The sequence below is a fragment of the Exiguobacterium sp. KKT215 genome, assembly GCF_055635335.1.
Window position 1 is genome coordinate 466,438 of record NZ_CM145756.1, and the last position, 19,007, is coordinate 485,444.

The 19,007-nt window shown below is 52.6% G+C and carries 20 protein-coding genes; 10 read left to right on the forward strand and 10 right to left on the reverse strand.

The genetic code is table 11. The features are described from left to right. Nucleotides 1-15: 15 nt before the first annotated feature. Nucleotides 16-1,470, reverse strand: coding sequence for a UDP-N-acetylmuramoyl-L-alanyl-D-glutamate--2,6-diaminopimelate ligase (locus ACZ2GZ_RS02575; protein ID WP_214714418.1), 1,455 nt, complete (start codon nucleotides 1,468-1,470; stop codon nucleotides 16-18). A gap of 172 nt (nucleotides 1,471-1,642) precedes the next feature. Between ACZ2GZ_RS02575 and ACZ2GZ_RS02580 the strand changes: the two genes are divergently transcribed. After that, nucleotides 1,643-2,140, forward strand: a complete 498-nt coding sequence (locus tag ACZ2GZ_RS02580; RefSeq protein ID WP_029594728.1) for a DUF305 domain-containing protein — start codon at nucleotides 1,643-1,645, stop codon at nucleotides 2,138-2,140. A gap of 14 nt (nucleotides 2,141-2,154) precedes the next feature. Here the strand turns inward: ACZ2GZ_RS02580 and ACZ2GZ_RS02585 are convergent, their stop codons facing one another. The 6 genes from ACZ2GZ_RS02585 to ACZ2GZ_RS02610 all read right to left on the reverse strand — a co-directional run bounded on the left by ACZ2GZ_RS02585 (nucleotide 2,155) and on the right by ACZ2GZ_RS02610 (nucleotide 5,685). After that, nucleotides 2,155-2,358, reverse strand: a complete 204-nt coding sequence (locus ACZ2GZ_RS02585) for a hypothetical protein (protein WP_470295435.1) — start codon at nucleotides 2,356-2,358, stop codon at nucleotides 2,155-2,157. Between the two features lie 61 nt (nucleotides 2,359-2,419). Beyond that, nucleotides 2,420-2,593 (reverse strand): hypothetical protein, encoded by a 174-nt coding sequence (locus ACZ2GZ_RS02590; RefSeq protein WP_214720335.1) that lies wholly within the window; start codon nucleotides 2,591-2,593, stop codon nucleotides 2,420-2,422. Between the two features lie 90 nt (nucleotides 2,594-2,683). After that, entirely contained in the window at nucleotides 2,684-3,601 is a 918-nt protein-coding gene (locus ACZ2GZ_RS02595; RefSeq protein WP_214802189.1) for a TerC family protein, read from the reverse strand. Between the two features lie 130 nt (nucleotides 3,602-3,731). After that, nucleotides 3,732-4,355: a DedA family protein gene (locus tag ACZ2GZ_RS02600; RefSeq protein ID WP_021066186.1), complete on the reverse strand. Its 624-nt coding sequence runs from the start codon at nucleotides 4,353-4,355 to the stop codon at nucleotides 3,732-3,734. Nucleotides 4,356-4,445: 90 nt separating this feature from the next. Continuing rightward, nucleotides 4,446-5,426: an aldo/keto reductase gene (locus tag ACZ2GZ_RS02605; protein ID WP_470295436.1), complete on the reverse strand. Its 981-nt coding sequence runs from the start codon at nucleotides 5,424-5,426 to the stop codon at nucleotides 4,446-4,448. Nucleotides 5,427-5,439: 13 nt separating this feature from the next. Beyond that, the gene (locus tag ACZ2GZ_RS02610; RefSeq protein ID WP_021066188.1) at nucleotides 5,440-5,685 is read right to left on the reverse strand and encodes a hypothetical protein; all 246 of its coding nucleotides are present in this window, start codon (nucleotides 5,683-5,685) and stop codon (nucleotides 5,440-5,442) included. A gap of 156 nt (nucleotides 5,686-5,841) precedes the next feature. Between ACZ2GZ_RS02610 and ACZ2GZ_RS02615 the strand changes: the two genes are divergently transcribed. After that, complete coding sequence (locus ACZ2GZ_RS02615; protein WP_029594733.1) at nucleotides 5,842-6,723, forward strand: AraC family transcriptional regulator; 882 nt, start codon at nucleotides 5,842-5,844, stop codon at nucleotides 6,721-6,723. A gap of 145 nt (nucleotides 6,724-6,868) precedes the next feature. Further along, nucleotides 6,869-7,705: a Cof-type HAD-IIB family hydrolase gene (locus tag ACZ2GZ_RS02620; RefSeq protein ID WP_214835690.1), complete on the forward strand. Its 837-nt coding sequence runs from the start codon at nucleotides 6,869-6,871 to the stop codon at nucleotides 7,703-7,705. A gap of 22 nt (nucleotides 7,706-7,727) precedes the next feature. On the opposite strand, the gene ACZ2GZ_RS02625 is transcribed toward ACZ2GZ_RS02620, so the two are convergent. Beyond that, nucleotides 7,728-8,162, reverse strand: coding sequence for an Rrf2 family transcriptional regulator (locus ACZ2GZ_RS02625; protein ID WP_021066191.1), 435 nt, complete (start codon nucleotides 8,160-8,162; stop codon nucleotides 7,728-7,730). Nucleotides 8,163-8,310: 148 nt separating this feature from the next. On the opposite strand from ACZ2GZ_RS02625, the gene ACZ2GZ_RS02630 reads away from it, so the two are divergent. Both ACZ2GZ_RS02630 and ACZ2GZ_RS02635 read left to right on the forward strand, forming a co-directional pair. Beyond that, nucleotides 8,311-9,171 carry an SDR family oxidoreductase gene (locus ACZ2GZ_RS02630; RefSeq protein ID WP_214802180.1) on the forward strand — a complete coding sequence of 287 codons (861 nt, stop codon included), beginning with the start codon at nucleotides 8,311-8,313 and terminating at the stop codon, nucleotides 9,169-9,171. A 154-nt stretch (nucleotides 9,172-9,325) separates the two neighbouring features. Then, the gene (locus ACZ2GZ_RS02635; protein ID WP_470295437.1) at nucleotides 9,326-9,502 is read left to right on the forward strand and encodes a hypothetical protein; all 177 of its coding nucleotides are present in this window, start codon (nucleotides 9,326-9,328) and stop codon (nucleotides 9,500-9,502) included. A gap of 35 nt (nucleotides 9,503-9,537) precedes the next feature. On the opposite strand, the gene ACZ2GZ_RS02640 is transcribed toward ACZ2GZ_RS02635, so the two are convergent. Both ACZ2GZ_RS02640 and ACZ2GZ_RS02645 read right to left on the reverse strand, forming a co-directional pair. Then, nucleotides 9,538-11,064: a methyl-accepting chemotaxis protein gene (locus ACZ2GZ_RS02640; protein ID WP_470295438.1), complete on the reverse strand. Its 1,527-nt coding sequence runs from the start codon at nucleotides 11,062-11,064 to the stop codon at nucleotides 9,538-9,540. 113 nt (nucleotides 11,065-11,177) lie between these two features. Then, on the reverse strand, nucleotides 11,178-11,834 hold the full coding sequence (locus ACZ2GZ_RS02645) for a TVP38/TMEM64 family protein (protein ID WP_470295599.1): 657 nt from the start codon (nucleotides 11,832-11,834) through the stop codon (nucleotides 11,178-11,180). A 197-nt stretch (nucleotides 11,835-12,031) separates the two neighbouring features. On the opposite strand from ACZ2GZ_RS02645, the gene ACZ2GZ_RS02650 reads away from it, so the two are divergent. The 5 genes from ACZ2GZ_RS02650 to ACZ2GZ_RS02670 all read left to right on the forward strand — a co-directional run bounded on the left by ACZ2GZ_RS02650 (nucleotide 12,032) and on the right by ACZ2GZ_RS02670 (nucleotide 18,992). Beyond that, on the forward strand, nucleotides 12,032-13,741 hold the full coding sequence (locus ACZ2GZ_RS02650; protein ID WP_470295439.1) for a methyl-accepting chemotaxis protein: 1,710 nt from the start codon (nucleotides 12,032-12,034) through the stop codon (nucleotides 13,739-13,741). Nucleotides 13,742-14,218: 477 nt separating this feature from the next. Next, complete coding sequence (locus ACZ2GZ_RS02655) at nucleotides 14,219-15,397, forward strand: galactokinase (RefSeq protein ID WP_470295440.1); 1,179 nt, start codon at nucleotides 14,219-14,221, stop codon at nucleotides 15,395-15,397. Next, the gene (gene galE, locus ACZ2GZ_RS02660; RefSeq protein ID WP_470295441.1) at nucleotides 15,394-16,392 is read left to right on the forward strand and encodes a UDP-glucose 4-epimerase GalE; all 999 of its coding nucleotides are present in this window, start codon (nucleotides 15,394-15,396) and stop codon (nucleotides 16,390-16,392) included. Before ACZ2GZ_RS02655 ends, galE begins: the two co-directional genes overlap by 4 nt. Next, complete coding sequence (locus ACZ2GZ_RS02665) at nucleotides 16,389-17,861, forward strand: UDP-glucose--hexose-1-phosphate uridylyltransferase (protein ID WP_470295442.1); 1,473 nt, start codon at nucleotides 16,389-16,391, stop codon at nucleotides 17,859-17,861. Before galE ends, ACZ2GZ_RS02665 begins: the two co-directional genes overlap by 4 nt. 102 nt (nucleotides 17,862-17,963) lie before the next feature. Continuing rightward, on the forward strand, nucleotides 17,964-18,992 hold the full coding sequence (locus ACZ2GZ_RS02670; RefSeq protein WP_233004709.1) for a LacI family DNA-binding transcriptional regulator: 1,029 nt from the start codon (nucleotides 17,964-17,966) through the stop codon (nucleotides 18,990-18,992). Nucleotides 18,993-19,007: the final 15 nt, after the last annotated feature.

Sequence of the window (19,007 nt, forward strand, 5' to 3'; positions counted from 1 at the left end):
CGTTCTCCTTGTCCCTCAGGGCAGTTCGGGCGATTGAAGAAAGCGTCGGACGAGTGCGGGTTCGTCGAACGGCACGGTCTCGTCTCCGATGCGCTCGACGCGGTCATGCCCTTTCCCGAATAAGACACCACAGTCGTAGCCGTCCATCCGTTCGCAGAAGAACCGGATGGCTGCTTCGCGTTCGTCGAAACGTGCAAGCTCGGCAGATTGTCCCGTCGCCAAATCGTCAAGGATTTGTTGCGGATTTTCGTGACGTGGGTCATGGACCGTCAAGATCATATCCGCGCCTGAAGCAACGACGACCTCTGTCATGATGTTTCGCTTCATTCGGTCACGTTCGCCGGCAGCACTGAGCAGCACGAGTACACGAGGGTAGCGGGCCGTCAATGCCGTCACGACTTGTTTGATGGCGTCCGGCGTATGTCCATAGTCGATATAGACCGATTGTTCGATTCCGGTCACTCGTTCGAGGCGTCCGCTCGGCAACGTCAACTTCTTAACATGAGGAAGGACCTCTGCCAACGGAACCCCGGTTTGCAGGACAATGCTGATGGCGCACAACGTGTTATCGAGGTTATAGTCCTCATGGAACGGGAGAGGTAAGTGCATTTTCTCGTCGCCTAACTGGAGCATGAACTGCTCGTCTTTGTGATACCCAATCAAGTCCGCGGTAGTCGAGTGACGACTGAATAAAAATGAGTCGGCGATGGATGGTGCCATCGACAACATGAGCGCTTGATGCGAATCATCTTCATTGACGATCCCACATCCAGACTCCGTCAACTGTGCAAACAACTGGGCTTTCGTGTAGGCGTACGTCTCCATCGTCCCATGATAGTCCAAGTGATCGTGGGACAGGTTGAGGAATGAAGTCGTCTCGAACTCCAAGCCGGCAATCCGTGCCTCCGCGATGGCTTGGGATGAGACTTCCATCATACAATCGGTGACACCGGCCTCGACCATGGCATGAAGGTGGCGATTGATGGTCAACGGGTCAGGCGTCGTGTTCGGTGTCTCAAACGTCTTCCCGGCGTATGTGATGCCGAGTGTGCCGATGAGTCCGGCTGACATGCCGACGTGATCAAACAATTGATGGGCGAGCGCCGTCGTCGTCGTTTTTCCGTTCGTCCCGGTGACGCCATGCAGACGAAGTCGCGTCGAGGGATGGTCATAAAACGCACTGGCGAGTTCGGCGAGGGCATGTTTCGTATCTTTACAATAGATGACAGGTACCCGGGCCTCAATCGGACGTTCGGCGACGATGGCGACCGCCCCGTTATGAATCGCCTCGTTCACGTAGTCATGGCCATCATGGCGATAGCCTGAGATACAAACAAATAAAAAATTTTGTTTAATTTCTTTTGAGGAGAAGGAAATGCCCTCAATCATCGTTTCGGCAGGGTTGTCTAAATACGTCCATGTCACGAGCTGTTTCAGCTCTGTCAACAGATCTTGCAAGGTTTTCAACACTTCGAATTTCTCCTTTGTCGGCAAAGTCCATTTTGACAGTATAGCCCTTGTTTGTGAAAAAGAAGTGAAATGAGAGGAGGTCTCGTGTCGTGCATGAGGTCTCGATGTTTTAACAAAAATGGATTAGGCAATCGATTATGTAGACAGACCATCAGCAAAGGAGGAGTAGACGATGAAACCTTACGCAAAATTCGGAGTGATGATTCTCGTGTCGACATTCCTCATGTATTGGCTCATGTATTTGAACGTGTTCCAACTCGACCACGTCTTCTTCAGTCAGACACGTTTGTATATGGCGCTCATCATGGGCTCGGTCATGGCGTTCGTCATGTTGTTGTTCATGTGGGGCATGTACAAAAACAAGAAGTTGAACGCAGTCATCTTAGGTGTGAGCGCGCTCGTGTTCGGGCTCTCGCTATGGCTCGTCCGGAGCCAGACGACGGTCGATGACGTCAGTTGGATGAAGGCGATGATCCCGCACCACTCAATCGCCATCTTGACGAGCGAGCGGGCCGAGATTGAAGACCCACGCGTGAAACAGTTGTCGGAAGAGATCATTAAAGCACAAGAACGGGAAATCGCCGAGATGAAGCGGTTGATTGAAGAGTTAGAAAAAGAAGAAGAGGAAGCAGCAAAAGAAGCTAAATCGACAACAACAGCGACCGAGTGATGCGGTCGCTGTTGTTATGTGTCGGGATGAAGTTGGGCCTCAATCAGTTCGACGGCGATCGTCAGCGCTTGAATACGCCGTTTCGCGAGTGACAGTTGTGACTTGTAGCGCTCAGGGGATTCTTTCGCCTCGAGCGTTTTCACGGTCTCGTGCAGTTTATGGAGAATCGAATCGATTTGACGTTTCGCTTCCGTCAGTTCTGTCGTTGAATAATCCATGTGACCTCCTAAATGATTTTTCCCCAGTATACATAAGAAAAACCGAGGCGATTGCCCCGGTTCAGCGTATTTGCGGTATATATTTTCTAGTACGGCGGTTTGTCGAGCGCGGTGCGACGAGGAAGAAGATTCCTAACATCACACCGACCCCAAGTCCCCAAAGACTGTTGAACAGAAGCATCAACACGATCCCGAAGACGAGTCCAATACTCACATCACCCATACGGTCAAACATTTGTAACCACCTTTTCTGTGTTTGCTAGACTAAAGGTTTACCCACAATTGAGAAGTGAACCACCTGGGAGGCTAGCACATCTCCCTTTTGTTATACGTGATTTTTCTGACCAGGTTTCGTTTTATAGAAACTATAGACGACACTGACCAAGATGACGAGGACGATTGCGCCAAGCGACATCCAAATCGGCATTTTGTATACGTCGCCCAATACCATCTTCGCTCCGATGAAGACGAGCATGAAGCTGAGTCCGTGCTTCAAGTAGTAGAAGCGGTCAATCAAGTTGGCAAGGACGAAATAGAGGCTACGGAGTCCAAGAATCGCCATGATGTTCGCATAGAAGATGATATACGGGTCACGCGAGTAGGCGAAGCTTGCCGCGACCGAGTCGACGGCGAAGACGATATCCGACAGCTCGATGAAGATGAGCGCGATGAACAGCGGTGTGAAGAACAGTTTGCCGTTGATGCGTTTCGTGAACTTACCAGACGAGATGTCTTGCGTGATCGGCAAGCGGCGCTCGAGCCAACGAATCGTCTTGTTCTCCTCGAGCGACTCGTCCTTACCGATGTTCTTGAACATCATCCATCCTGTATAGATGAGGAAGGCACCGAACACGTAATAGACCCAACCGAAGTTCTCTAAGAGCGAGACGCCAGCCACGATAAAGACGGCCCGGAAGAAGATTGCCCCGAGAATGCCCCAGAACAACACCTTATGCTGATACTTGAGCGGAATCGCGAAGTAGGCGAACACGAGCGAGAAGACGAACACGTTATCGATGGCGAGTGCCTTCTCGATGAAGTAGACGCTCGCATATTCTGTCGCGACGGTGCTGCCTTGCGAGTAGAACAACCAACCGCCGAACGCGATGGCGATCCCGATCCAGACGAACGTCCATGTCCATGCCTCACGGAGCGAGACTTCGTGTGCCTTGCGGTGGAACACCCCGAGGTCAAGCGCGAGCATGAAGATGACGAGTGCCAAAAAGGCGATGAGTAATGTCAACAATAATTCCTCCTTTTTAAGTTCGTGTGAACTCTATATGTTTAATTTAAGGTCATAAGAACTTAAAGTCAAGAGGGTAAACCGCGATTCCACAAAAAAACACTCCGAATCGATTTCGGAGTGTGCAAACTTAACGCTGTTCAGAGCGACGTGACCAGATGACCCGGACGATGAAAGCGCCTAGTCCGAGAAGGATGACGGCGAGGACGCCATACATGACATGCGAATACGTCTCGATATGGCCGAGCCACACTTGCCAATTCTCCCCGACGTACACGCCGACAAAGATGAGCACCGTGTTCCAAATGAGCGTCCCGAGTGTCGTCAGCATCAAAAATTTGACGAACGGCATGTTCGACATGCCGGCCGGAATCGAGATGAGGCTACGGACGACGGGGACGAATCGACCGAAAAAGACGAGTTTCGGTCCAAAGCGGTCGAACCAGCGATCGGCCATGCGGACGTCATCCACTTTCAAATAGAGACGTTTGCCGTAACGCGCGACCCATGACTCGAGACGCTCCTTGTCGAAAAATAATCCGACGCTATACAAAACGATGGCTCCGATGACCGCACCGACCGTCGCGGCGAGAATCATCCAGACGGGTGTAAGCGTGGTCGTCGTCGTGAAGAAGCCGCCGAATATTAAAATGAGCTCGGACGGGATAGGTGGGAAGACGTTCTCGATAAAGATGAGGAAGAGCACGCCCCAATAGCCGAACTGCTCAATCATTTGTTGAATCCATTGTTCCATGAATCGGTTCTCCTTGCGTATTGTGACATCTCTGTCTACTTTACCCGACGGCAAGGAGCACGCCCATACGACTTGAGGTTGAATTTTGACTCAAATCGCACCGACGACCGCGTGTGGGATGTACGGTTCTTCGAGCGAAGCCATCTCTTCTTGTGTCAACATGACGGCCAACGCACCGACCGCCTCGTCCAAATGACGCTGCTTCGTGGCACCGACGATTGGCGAGGTGACCGTGTCTTGTTGCAAGAGCCAGGCGAGAGCGACTTGTGTCCGGGTAATTCCCCGCGTCTCAGCGATTGCGGCGACCCGCTCGATGATGAGCCGGTCGGCGTCCATCGTCGCGTCATACTTCGAACGTTGAATCACGTCCGTCTCAGAGCGGTGGGTCACGGTCGACACGTCGCGTGTCAGGCGCCCCGAGGCGAGCGGACTGTACGGTGTGACCCCAATTTTCTCTTCCCAGCAGAGCGGCAGCATTTCACGCTCTTCTTCCCGATAAATCAAGTTCAAATGGTTTTGCATCGACACGAACCGGGTCCAGTTGTTTCGTTCCGCCACGTGGAGCGCTTTTTGGAACTGCCAGGCGTACATTGCCGATGCACCGATATAGCGGGCCTTCCCGGATTTGACGACGTCATGGAGCGCCTCCATCGTCTCTTCGATCGGTGTGTCATAGTCCCAGCGGTGGATGATATACAGGTCGACGTAATCGGTGCCGAGCCGTTTCAAACTATGATCGATTTCCGACAGAATCGCCTTCCGCGACAAGCCGCCACCGTTCGGACCGTCGTGCATTCGACCGTGAACTTTTGTCGCGAGAACGATCTCGTCCCGGTTCGCATAATCCCGAAGCGCACGTCCGACGTATTCCTCGCTCGTGCCTTTCGAGTAGATGTTTGCCGTGTCAAAGAAGTTGATACCGAGGTCGAGTGCTTGTTTGATGATCGGACGGGTCGCCGCCTCATCGAGTACCCAGTCATGAATCCATCGGTTCGCGTCGCCAAAGCCCATACAGCCGAGACAGAGCCTTGAGACATCGAGTCCCGTATTGCCAAGTTTTACGTATTCCATGAAAATGCCTCCTTCAAAGTTGATACGTGGAGAGGAACCGTTCGAACTCATCCACGGTGCTGTCGTCGTTGACGGTCAATCGTAATTCGGTATGGGTGCCGATCGGAAGCGCTAGCGCCTCGACAAGTGCCTCTGGCGTCGGTTCAAGTCGGAATGAATCGAGCCGAATCACCACGTTATGGGCAAGTGCGAAATGCGCACAACGGGTGAGCAATGTCGCGAAGCCACGTTCGACCGTCACGTGATACGTCTTTTCCATGTCGATTCCCCTCCTTTGCCACCAGTATGACGCGAGATGTGGGGCGGGCGTTAGCGCGTTCATGTCGTGTTTTTGCCTAATCCTCTCAACAGGTTGGACAGGGCTCGTCCAAGAAAACGATCTGCCGTATACTGAAGGGGAGAATCCAGAGGGAGGGTGAACGACATCGAGACACGGCTGCAACTGATTGACGTCATCACACGACACATACCGGGGGACGGGGTGCATCCGACGATCGTCCCGGCGATGACGTTCATTCATGAATCGATGGTGACCGAACCGATCACACGTGTCAATGAACCGTCATTTTGCCTAATCCTGCAGGGGGGGAAAGAGATGTTGTTCGGTGACGAACGGCTCGTCTACGAGGGCGGGCATTACCTCGTCGCCTCGGTCGACTTGCCTGTGACGGGACAAGTGACGAAAGCGAGCGCAGACGTCCCATACGTGGCGTTGAAACTCGAGTTGACGATTGACGACTTGATCGATGCCGTCGGGCACGTCGAGCTGACCGAGCCGCGTGAACCGAAACGAGGCATGTATATCGCCGATGCCGACGAGGCGTTGTTTGATGTCGCGCTCCGTCTCGCCCGTCTCGTCGACACACCGGATCATGTCGCACTCGCGCCGCTCTATAAGCGCGAACTCCTGTATTGGGTGGCGCAAGGGTCGAACGGGGAGATGCTGCGTCAGTTGGCGTTCGAGGGGAGTCAGGCGTTCCGGATCAAACGGGTCATCGACCACATCATCGCGAACTTCAACGAGACGATTCGGAGTGAAGAACTGGCCCGCATCGCCAATATGAGCGTCTCGACGCTCCACCGTCATTTCAAGGAAGTGACGGCGATGAGCCCGCTCCAATTCCAAAAACAGTTACGGCTCCAAGAGGCGAGACGGCTGTTGCTCATGCAGGCGACGGACGTGGGCGAGGCGGCGTTCCAAGTCGGCTACGAGAGTCAATCGCAGTTCAGCCGCGAGTATGCCCGGTTGTTCGGGCTGTCGCCACGGGCCGACGTGCGGCAACAACGACAGCTTTGACAAAGGAAATGCGCGAGCGGTATGCTTGAGGAGAAAACGACATACATCAGGATTGTTACTGGATTGCCAGGCAAAACCTAAACTGGGCGCACATGTTGCGTCTGGTTTAGGTTTTTCTTGTATTCAGGACAAAAAGGAGGACATTATGCGACACATCATCTTTCTAGACGTCGACGGCACGCTCGTCGATGACCACGGCAATATCCCGGAATCGGCCAAAGAGGCCGTCCGCCAGGCGCGACAGAACGGCCATCTCGTCTTCTTGTCGACCGGGCGCTCGAAGGCCGAGCTGTTCTCGGACATTCTCGACGTCGGCTTTGACGGCATCATCGGGGCCGCCGGGGGCTACATCGAACTCGAGGAAGAAGTGTTGTACCATCAACAAGTCTCCGTCGATGATTTGAGCCACCTCATCTCCTTCTTCACGGAACAAGGCATCGATTTCTATCTTGAGTCGAACGACGGCCTGTTCGCCGGCGGCAACGCCAAGGCACGGGTGGCGACGATGATTGACGAGTTGATGGCGAACAATCCGGAGGCGAGTGCGACGATCGAGCGCGGCTTGAAGCCGTTCCATGACGCAATGATGGAAGGGGTCGACCTCGTCCGTCCCGATGTGAACAAAATCTCGTTCCTCGGCTCATCCGTGCCGCTCGACGTCATCCAACAAGAGTTCGCATCCCGCTTCACCGTCATCCCGAGCACGGTCGCCGTATTCGGTGCCAACAGCGGGGAGCTGTCCATCCCGGGCGTCAATAAAGCGACGGCGATTGCGACGCTGCTCGAACATCTAGGTCTCGAGCGAGCGCAGACGTTCGCCTACGGGGACGGGTTGAACGACATCGAGATGCTCGAATACGTCAAGGTCGGTGTCGCCATGGGCAATGCCAAACCCGAGGTCAAGCGTGTCGCCGACGATGTGACGGACGCCTGTGACCAAGACGGGCTGGCCAATAGCTTCAAAAAGTATCGACTCATCTGAAAAAAAGCCAAGCAACCTCTCTTCAGGTTGCTTGGCTTTTCGTCGCGACATCGTTCACGACATCGGCGAGGGTCACATGCTTCAATACCGATTCCATCGCCGATTGGGCGTGGATAAAGATCGGCTCGATCGTCGCTTGGATATGTTGCCCGACAGGACACGCCAGGTTTGGGTTGTCATGGATACTGAACAGCTCGTTCTCCTCGACGACACTGACAGCGCGATAGACGTCATAGAGCGAAATCTCGGTCAAGTCTTTCGTCAGTTTGGCTCCGGCGACGCCAGGCTTCACTTCAATCAAGTCGGCCTTCTTCAACATGGCCATGATTTTTCGGATTAGGGCCGGGTTCGTGTTGACACTGCCGGCCAAAAAGTCAGACGAGGTGACGCCGTCCTGATTGACCTCGATCAACGTCAAGATATGAATGCCGACCGCGAAACGGCTACTGATGGACATAGGCCACCACCTTTCTGCACAAGTCATGTAAGTGAATTGGTTACATCTTCAGTATAACAGGGAACAAACAATTGACAAACGAAGATGCTGTAACTATGATGATTACATGTAACTGATTTAATTACAGGTTAAAAGGAGGAAATGATTTATGAAATACTTAGTCACAGGTGCAACCGGGAAACTCGGTTCGAAAATTGTTGATGTGTTGCTCAAGTCAGTACCCGCAAGTGAACTCGCGGTCAGTGTCCGCAACCCTGAAAAAGCAGAAGCACTGAAAGCGAAAGGCGTCGATGTGCGACACGGCGACTTCGACCAGCCAGAGACACTCGATGAAGCGTTCAAAGGTGTCGAACGGCTGCTCATTATCTCGGCGGACGGGGACAACGACACACGCATCCGTCAACATGCGAACGCCGTCGAGGCGGCCGAGCGCGCAGGCGTATCGTTTATCGCCTATACGAGTCTCGCCGACGCGACAGAGAGCCAAAACTTGATGGCACCGCCACATGTCGAGACGGAAGGCGCAATCGAGCGGACGGGGATCCCGCACGCGTTCTTGCGCAACAACTGGTACTTAGAAAACGAACTTGGCAGTATTCAAGGTGTGCTCGCCGGCGCACCTTGGGTAACGGCGGCCCGTGACGGGAAGGTCGGTTGGGCGCTACAAGAAGATTACGCTGAAGCGATTGCGAACGTCCTGATGGCGGACGATTTCGAACAAGACATCTTCGAATTGTCAGGTCCGCTCCATACGCAAGCCGAACTCGTCGAGGCGCTCAGTGAAGTGCTCGGGCGTGAAGTGACCCTTCAAGAAGTGAGTAACGACGCTTACGCTGGCGTCATGCGCGGCGCCGGGGTGCCGGAAGGAGCGATTCCGATCGTCGTCGGCATTCAAGACAGCATCCGCAACGGCTCGCTCGAAGTCGAGTCGAACGATTTCGAGTTGGTGCTCGGTCGTCCGGTGACACCGCTCAAAGAGGCGCTTCAAAAGCTCGTCTCAACGTTATAAACGGTAGTGACGTCACGTTTTCGATAATCGAGAACGTGACGTTTTTTGATGATTGCTAGCGATTGATCTTCACATATTTGTACACAAGTCATCCCCATCCCGTATACTAGAAATAAATGGATAATCAGAAGTGTACATAGGAAGGATCAATCACATGAAAAACATGATGTTTCTAATCGGGGTTGTCCTCGGATTAGTTGTACTTTTTGGGCTCAGATATGAATTCAATGTCATCGGGGATATGGGCTTTAGAATCGCGGCCATCCTTATGCTCGTATCGGTACTCATCATTCGGTCGACTGCAAAAATTTCATTCTTCAGCCATTCATAAAAACAGACCGCGAATCCACATTCGCGGTCTGTTTTTTAGTTCGCTCGGGCTTCGAGCTGACCGGTCACGTCTTCTAACGTGCTCGCGGTCGAGGCGAGGCGGTCCGACATTTGGCTCAACTCTTTTTGGATGGCGACTTGTTCTTCGGTCGCGGCGGCGACGTGCTGAATCTGTTGCTGCAGTTCGCTCGCCGCTCGTTTCGTCGTCGCAAGGCGCGCCTCGAGCGTCTCCATCTGAGACGTCACGCGTTGACGTGTCTCTTGAATCGAACTGATTTGACCGTCGATTTCAGAGACGTCTTCGGTCAGGCGATGGAACACGGCCGTCACATCGGCCGAGACGGTTTGACAGTTCTCGGTCGCGCGTTTGAATAACTGTGCCGAATCGCGGACGACGATCGTATCGTCCATCAGTCCGCCGAGGACACGGGTCATCTCGGCCGCATAGTCGCGGGACTGAACGGCGAGCTTGCCGACTTCAGAAGCGACGACGGCGAAACCACGCCCGGCGTCACCGGCCCGTGCGGCTTCAATCGAGGCGTTCAAGGCGAGCATGTTCGTCTGGTCGCTGATTGTCTCGACGTGCTGCAGGATGGCTTGAATTTCGGTCGATCGGTTCGACATCGTCGTGACAACGCGTTCGAGTCGTTCTGATTCGCTAATGATTTCTTCGACTTTCGTCTCCATCCGTCGCATGTCGCCGTCCCCGGCGATGGCGTCGGCCGCAATCCGTGACGAAGCGGCAGCTGTTTGGGCCATCCGTTCTTGGATGAGAGCCGTGAGGGAGCGAATCGATTGAATCTCCTCGGCCCCGTGGTTCATCGACGTCTCTTGCTCGGTCGCGTGGGCGACGATCGGATCGACGGTGACGGCGATTTGTTCCCCGGACTGGAGCGACTGGTTGGCTGCCGTCTCGAGTTCGGTCGCATGTGTCTTCAATGTCATGACGAGTTGACTCGCGTCGGTGACGGCCTGCTGTAACAGACGGCGCGTCTCATCTTCTTGTGCTTTGACACGCGACGACTCGAGGTTACGGAAGTGAATCTGCGCGATGAGCACGGCGCTCAGTAAGATGAGATAGATCGCATGGACGAGCAACAGGCTGAACGGATAATCCGCTGTTCCACAAATGATTTCAGGAACCAAGAAATATCCAGCGAGATGTTGCACGGCGAAGATGATTGTACTGTAGACAATCAAATCGATGCGGCGCATGAACGACAAAATCGCCAAGACGACGAAAATCGAGAAATGATATTCGACGAGCCCTTGCCCACCGGCGACGGTCGAGATGCTCGCGAACGTGAGCGTCAGCATCATCAAGTACGGGAAAAGATGTGGTTTTACGCGCTGGCTGACGACCATGGCGATCAATAGTACGATTGGGACTGCAAACAGGACCCATGTCGCGATGGGATATGCGTAGCCGACGGCACCGTTTCGGAGCACGGTGTACGTATAGGCGAAATCGGTGAAGCGGTGGAGCAGATGGACGATGACAGACGTCAAGACGATGACGAATGTGGTGACGAGCATCAAGTGATTGCGTTTTTCAGAACTCATACAGATTCCTCCTGATAATAGGTCGATATAGCTACTCCATTATCGTCCGATTGGCACGAATGTTTATCGATTTTGCACATCGATGCAAAAAAAAGAGAAGCCGAGGCGCTTCTCTAATCTGACGTGAGTCCGAGCCACCGTTTGACCGGTTCGCGGAAATAGTAGGTGACACCAATCAACGTGACGAAGACGAGGGTGGCGATGACGATCAAGGTGATGCTTCCCGAGGCGAGACTCGCGCCGAGAAAACTGTAGGCGAGTGTCCCGGGAATCATGCCGAGTACGGTCGCCAGGATAAACGACTTGAATTTGACTTTGGCAATGCCGCCGGCGTAACTGAGCAAATCGAAGCTGACGAGCGGGATGAGACGCAAGACGAACACGTATAGGAAGCCACGTTGCTCCATCTGCGTGAACAGCTTCTCCGACCATGGATAGCTCTCGACCTTGAGCACGGACCTGCCGAACAGTCGGGCCATGACGTAACCGGTCACGGCCGCCGCCGTCGCCCCGAACAGGATGTAGAGGACACCCGGCCACACCCCGAAGGCGAGACCGGCCCCGAGTGACAGTACCGACGTCGGCAAGAAGATGATTGGGCCAATCGCATAGATGAGGAAAAAGACGACAGGACCCCACCAACCGAACGACAGGACGATGTCACGGACGTCAGACGGGCGAAGCTCATAATGGAAGTGCGTGATATAGAAGATGCTCCCGAACACGGCGAGCATGAGACTGAGTTTGAGCCAGCGTGGCACGGGAATCATTCCTTTCGTATCGATCATTCTTTTATTTATCGTAGCGCATTTTTCGTTCAAATGAAGGTGAGCCAGCTTACAAATGGGTGCCGAATGTGCTGATGAGCAGGTAACGGCGCTGAAAATGGAAACTTAGGTCAACGCATGTGCGATCACGCTTCACGTGAAGCTGCTTTCCTACGATAAAGCAGATAGGAGGGATGATCATGAAGAATTTAAATATGTCTAAAAAATTTACGGTGCTCATCACCGTGTTCATTGCAACGCTCGTCATCATCGCGGCGCTCAGTCATGTCTTGATGGGACGGATGGCCGACGCGGGGGAAGAACTATATGAAGAGCGGTTGCTGCCGATTCGGGCGCTCGGTCAGATTCGGACGGACAACCGTGCGCTTGATAGCCATTTACTTGAACTGATGCTTGCCACAGATACGTCGCGGAATGAAGAGTTACAGGCGAATATCACCGAACGGCGCGATAGCATCGGGACGAACCTCGAACTGTTCAACGAGACGTTCGCTTCAACCGATGCCGAGATGCAAGGTCGAGTCGACGACTTGAACGCCGAAATTACAGCGTACCTTGAAGGGACCGAGCTCGTGCTTCAGCCAGTGCTTCGGAATGAGAACACGGCGGCGTACCGTGTCTATACGAATGACTTGCGACCAATTCGTCAAAATTTGGTCGAGACTGCCACGGTCGTCATGGATGGAATCAATCAAGAAGCCGAGACGGCCAGTCAGACGATGCAGGAAAATCGTGCTCAGTCAGTGCTCGTCTTCTGGGTGCTCGTCGCCATCGGGGCGCTCGTCTCAATCGGGCTCGGCATCTACATTACGCGTCTCATCGTGCGACCGGTTCGTGAGTTGAATGGACTTATGAGCCGCGCTGGAGAAGGGGACTTGACGGTCGACAGCACCTACACGTCACGTGACGAGATCGGGTCGCTCGTCGTGTCGTTCAATCAGATGAAAGACAACTTGCGTGACTTGATTAGTAACGTCACGGCGACAGCCGGGCGCGTCGCGACGTCATCGGACGATTTGAAATCGAACGTCGAAGAGACGACGAAAGCGACAGAGATGGTCGCCGTCACGATGGAAGAAATCGCGTCGGGCTCGCTTCGTCAATTGACGCGGGTGAAAGAATCGAGCAGCACGCTCACCGAACTGACGAATGGGATTCATCACGTCTCGAATAGCGCTCAACACATGACCGAGTTGTCGGACGGGGCACTTCAGAAAGTCGGGACCGGCAACGAGTTGATTGAGACGCTCGAGTCCCAACTCGAGGCGATGAACGAGAAAGTGAAGGCGTTGCAGACGGTCATCGGTCAACTCGACGTCCGCTCCCAAGAAATCGGTAGCATCACCGGTACGATTTCTGGCATCGCCGAACAGACGAACTTGCTCGCCTTAAACGCGGCCATCGAAGCGGCCCGGGCTGGCGACCAAGGACGCGGATTCGCCGTCGTTGCCTCAGAAGTCCGCAAACTTGCTGAAGAGTCGGCGATCGCGACGAAACGAATCTCTGGTTTGATTGGAGATACGCAGACGGAGACGAAACAAGCCGTCCAGACAATGCACGTCGTCGAGAGCGAGATGGGTCACAGCGTCACGAACGTCCAACAGGCTGGGCTAGCGTTCGAGGACATCAAGCGGGCGATTGAAGAGGTCGGTCAAAAAGTCGAGGAAGTGTCAGGCTCTGTCCAAGAGATGGCGGCCGGAGCGACCGAGATTTTGAAATCAGTGAACGAGATTCAAGGCATCACGGAGACGACGGCGACTGACACCGAGAACACATCGGCGGCGACGGAAGAACAGATGGCGTCGATGGAAGAAATAACAGCATCGGCCCAAGAACTGTCGAATATGGCAGACGAGATGCGTCAAATGACAAATAAATTTATCGTCTGAGGCGATAAAATAAGTTCGAACAGCTAAATCAATCAAGGCGTGATAATGCATTTTCGTATGTTTTCTTGTAGTTGCTGAAACGTCACGGCATAACCTAAGAACTTGTAACTCTATAGACGTGTGCAAGTTCAGAGGTTATGCCTTTTTTCATGGATAAACGCCAGAAAGAGAGTTCCTACTATCCGGAAACATTTAAACGAATAGGGAGAGTCCTCATTAAAGATAGGTGAGACATCAAACGAACAAATGTCTTGATTGCAGCGTAAGCGTCATATAAAACCCGTACTAGTAAACTGGTGCGAGTTTTATATGGCGCTTATTTGTTAACTGAACAAATTTTAAAAAATTAAATTAATTGTTATTAGATTCATATATAAATATGATTAATTTATATAATTGTTTACTAAACATTATTTATTTTATAAGTTGAATACGTTAGAATCAGAGTGTGGTGAAACTGATGAGGAGGGAATGGCTATGAAAGATATGATGAAACTGTCTGAAGCATTTACAAACACTTTTCACGAGGACTTCGAACGGGTATTTTTTGCCCCTGGGAGAATCAATTTGATTGGAGAGCATATCGACTACAATGGGGGACACGTCTTTCCTGCGGCGTTGACGTTCGGGACATATGCGTTGGTACGACGTCGGACGGATCGACAGTGCCGTTTTTACTCGATGAATTTTCCGGAAGCTGGAGTGGTCACTGTGCCGTTAGGTGAGCTTGATTACCAAGATGCACACGGGTGGGTGAATTATCCGAAAGCGATGCTCCGTTACATGCTTGATGGACGTGAACCGTCGTTCGGGTTGGACTTTCTGTATTTTGGCGATATCCCTAACGGTGCGGGCTTGTCTTCGTCGGCTTCGATTGAGTTGGTGACGGCGGTCGCTCTGAATGCGGTGTATGATTTGAAATTTGACCAACTTGATCTCGTCAAATTCGGACAACGCGCCGAGAATGAATACATCGGGGTCAACAGCGGGATCATGGACCAATATGCGGTCGGTATGGGCAAGAAGAATCAAGCGATGTTACTCGATTGCGATACGCTTGAATGTACGTATGCGCCGTTTGAGTTTGGGGATGTATTGGTCGTCATTATGAATACGAATAAGCGGCGTGAACTGGCCGACTCTAAATACAACGAGCGGCGACAAGAGTGTGACACGGCACTAGAAGTTCTCAATCAAGAATTGAATATCCGTGCGCTCTGTGATTTGGACAGTGACACACTAGAAGAAAGACAAGATCGATTTGAAGATGAGACCATCTATCGCAGGGCAAGACACGTCGTCAGTGAAAATGAGCGTACACGTGAGGCGCTCCACGCGCTTCAGGCCGGTGACGTCCATCGCTTCGGAGAACTGATGGATGCCTCTCATCGATCGTTGGATAAGGATTATGACGTGACCGGTGTCGAGTTGAACACATTGGTCGAGAGCGCATGGAGACATGGGGCGATTGGGGCGCGCATGACGGGCGCTGGTTTTGGAGGTTGTGCCATCGCTTTAGTACGGGAACATGAGATTGCTCGTTTCATCGACGAAGTGAGTGCGGACTATGAACATCAAATCGGATATGCGCCGACTTGCTACGTCGCTTCTATCGGGGAAGGAGCCCATGAAATCAAAGGAGGGAGCATCTCATGAGTATTCTCGTTGTAGGGGGCGCCGGTTATATCGGCTCTCATGCGGTCTATCAACTGATTGATCGAGGCGAAGATGTCGTCGTCGTGGATAATTTGTCGACGGGACATCGCCGAGCGTTGCATCCGGATGCGACGTTTTATGAGGGGGATATCCGAGATAAAGCCTTTTTAGACAAGGTGTTCTCTCAAGAGCAGTTTGACCAAGTGATCCACTTTGCGGCAAATTCGCTCGTCGGCGAGTCGATGGAGAAACCGCTCGATTATTATGACAACAACGTCTATGGGACCCAGGTGTTGTTAGAGACGATGGTGAGACACAGTGTGCTTGAGATCGTTTTCTCTTCGACGGCAGCGACGTATGGCGATCAGGAAATCATGCCGATTGCCGAGTCGGCCCTGACACATCCGACGTCGACGTATGGTGAAACGAAGCTCACGATGGAGAAGATGATGGGTTGGATCGGGAATGCCCATGGACTGCGCTATGTGGCTCTGCGCTATTTCAATGTGGCAGGGGCAAGGTCGGGAGGAGAGATTGGTGAGGACCATCATCCCGAGACACATCTCATTCCGCTCATTTTGGAAGTGGCGAACGGGAAACGGGACCACATCTCCATCTACGGAACGGATTATCCGACAGAAGACGGGACATGCATCCGTGACTATATCCACGTCGAAGACTTGGTAGATGCACATGTGCGTGCTCTCCACTATTTGCGTGACGGTCAGAAGAGTGACGTGTTCAATTTGGGATCGAATACGGGCTTCTCTGTCAATGAGATGATTCAGGCGGCCCGTCAAGTGACGGGACACGCGATTCCTGCTCAGGCGACGACACGCCGAGCTGGCGACCCCGCACGTCTCATTGCCTCTGCGGAAAAAGCGAAGCGAGTACTGGGGTGGGCTCCTGAAAGAACCGATATCACCCGTATCATCGCAGATGCATGGGCATGGCATGCCGCCCACCCTGACGGATATCGTGAGGTGGGACGATGAGTGCGCTTGTGAATGGACTCGTGGCGGCAACGCTAAAAAGTGGACTCATCCAGGAGCGGGATGTCATCTACGTGAAGAACCGGTTGCTCGCCATGACGGGGGCGACACCGAGCGATGAGACGACGAACGGTCGAATCCCGGAGCTCGTCGACCGATTGGTGGACGAGGCGGTGCGGAACGGTTTGACTGAGGACGGCCGGTCACAGCGGGATCGATTCGCGGCAGACATGATGGACCAATTCATGCCACGCCCCTCGGAAGTAGAACGGGTGTTTTACGACAAGTACGCGACGGACCCGGTCATGGCGACGGATTACTTTTACCGGTTGTCGACGGACTCGAACTATATTCAGACAGAGCGAACGAAACAGAATATCTCTTATCAAGTAGATACAAGATATGGAATGGTCGACATCACCATCAACGTGTCGAAGCCAGAGAAAGATCCGAAAGAGATCGCGCAACAGAAGAGCGTGAAGAAAGAGGGGGCCCCGTACCCGAAGTGTCTCCTCTGTGTGGAAAATGAAGGGTACGAAGGGCGTTTAGATCATCCGGCGCGAGCCAATCATCGGCTTGTGCCGCTCGAACTCGGAGACGAGGAATGGTATATGCAGTACTCGCCTTACGTCTATTACGACGAACACTGCATCTTATTGTCAGGTGAGCATCGAGATATGCGGATCGACCGTTCGTCGTTCGTCCGTCTGCTCGACTTTGTAGAGAAATTTCCGCATTACTTCGCGGGATCGAATGCCGACCTGCCGATTGTGGGCGGCTCGATTTTATCGCACGACCATTACCAAGCAGGACGATACACGTTTGCGATGGCAGAGGCGCGCGAGACAGGCCGATTCTCTTTTGAGGAATTCCAAGATGTGAGCGGACACACGTTGCTTTGGCCGTTGTCGGTCATTCGGTTGCGTAGCCAAAATCAGAACAGCCTCGTCGCATGCGCGGATCGTGTCTTGTCGACTTGGCGCAACTATTCGGACGAAGCATGTCACATCTTGGCCCACACGGACGCCCCGCATAATACAATCACACCAATCGCGCGAAAAAAAGGTGAGTTCTTCGAGTTGGATCTCGTTCTTCGAAACAACCGGACGACATCGGAACATCCACTCGGACTCTTCCATCCCCATGCAGATGTTCACCATATCAAACGAGAAAATATCGGATTGATCGAGGTGATGGGGCTTGCTGTACTGCCGGCGAGGCTCCAAGCTGAGATGGACGAAGTTAAGAGATTTATTGTAGGAGAAACGGACAACGTACAAGATCTCCATCAAGAGTGGGCTTGCGAATTGAAACGAGCATACGATGGAAGGGAGAATATCGAACGCTTCATCGAAATGGCCGTAGCCGAAAAATTTGTAAAGGGACTTGAGGACTGCGGCGTCTTTAAGTTGGACGAAAATGGACAACGAGGACTTCGGCGCTTTATTCAAGTAATTCAATCACGGGACTAAAGGGAGGCGGACAGGTGAAGACTTGTCTGCCTTTTACTTTATGGTTGAAACAAATCCGTCTGTTTAGTAAAATTAAATCACATTTTACTCAATACTGGAGGAATGATTACTTTGACAAGCATTCGTGAAGTGGCGAAGAAGGCGGGCGTTTCGATTGCGACTGTATCCCGCGTATTGAATTCGGATGAGAAGTTATCCGTCAGTCAAGAAACACGTGATAAAGTGCTGCAAACAGCGAAACAATTAAAATACAGCCCACGGGAGAAGAAAACACATAAGAACCGGATCGCGACAGTTGGGCTCGTGACCACGGTCAATGAGATTCAAGAGATTGATGATCCATATTTCCGAGCGATTCGACGCGGTATTGAACAAGAAGCCGAACGGCTGAAGGTGAGTGTCAACCGGGTGATCCGTCTGTCTGATAAAAAAGCGGACTGGGAAGGATTGAACCATCTCGGAGGAATCCTCGTCCTCGGTACGGTCGACCCGAAAACATTGGAGTCGCTCTATAACGAGAATCCTAATATTGTCGTCATCGATGACTCGCATGCCGACGCGCGGTTTGACGCCGTATATTCTGATTTCAAAAGCGCGACCATAGCGAGTCTAGAACATCTATACGAAAACGGACATCGCAACATCGCCTATATCGGAGGGCAGCGTGTCGTCATGAACCAAGAGGGTGACGTCTATTTCAATGAGGACGAGGATCGATATCAGGCCTATGTATCTTGGATGAACGACAAAGGGTTGCAGCATCTCCGCTATGGGCTATTAGGGGGATGGAGCACGTTGGAAGGACTGCGTTTAGGTGAACAGTTGACGGAGCGTGGCGACACGACAGCGGTGTTGGTCGCGAGTGACCCGATGGCCGTCGGTGTGTATCGCGCTTTTCAAAAACAAGGATACAGCATCCCAGAGGACATCTCGATCTCTAGTTTCGACGACATTGAAATCGCTGAATTCTTGACACCTTCGTTGACGACCGTGAAGGTAGAGACCGAAGAACTTGGGAAATTTGCCGTCAAGTTGGCGTTGGAACGGATCCGCGAAGAACGAGATATTCCCGTACGAGTCATGATTCCGGCCAAACTGATCAAGCGAGAAAGTGTCCAGTATAAAAATTGAATAAAAGCGATTGAC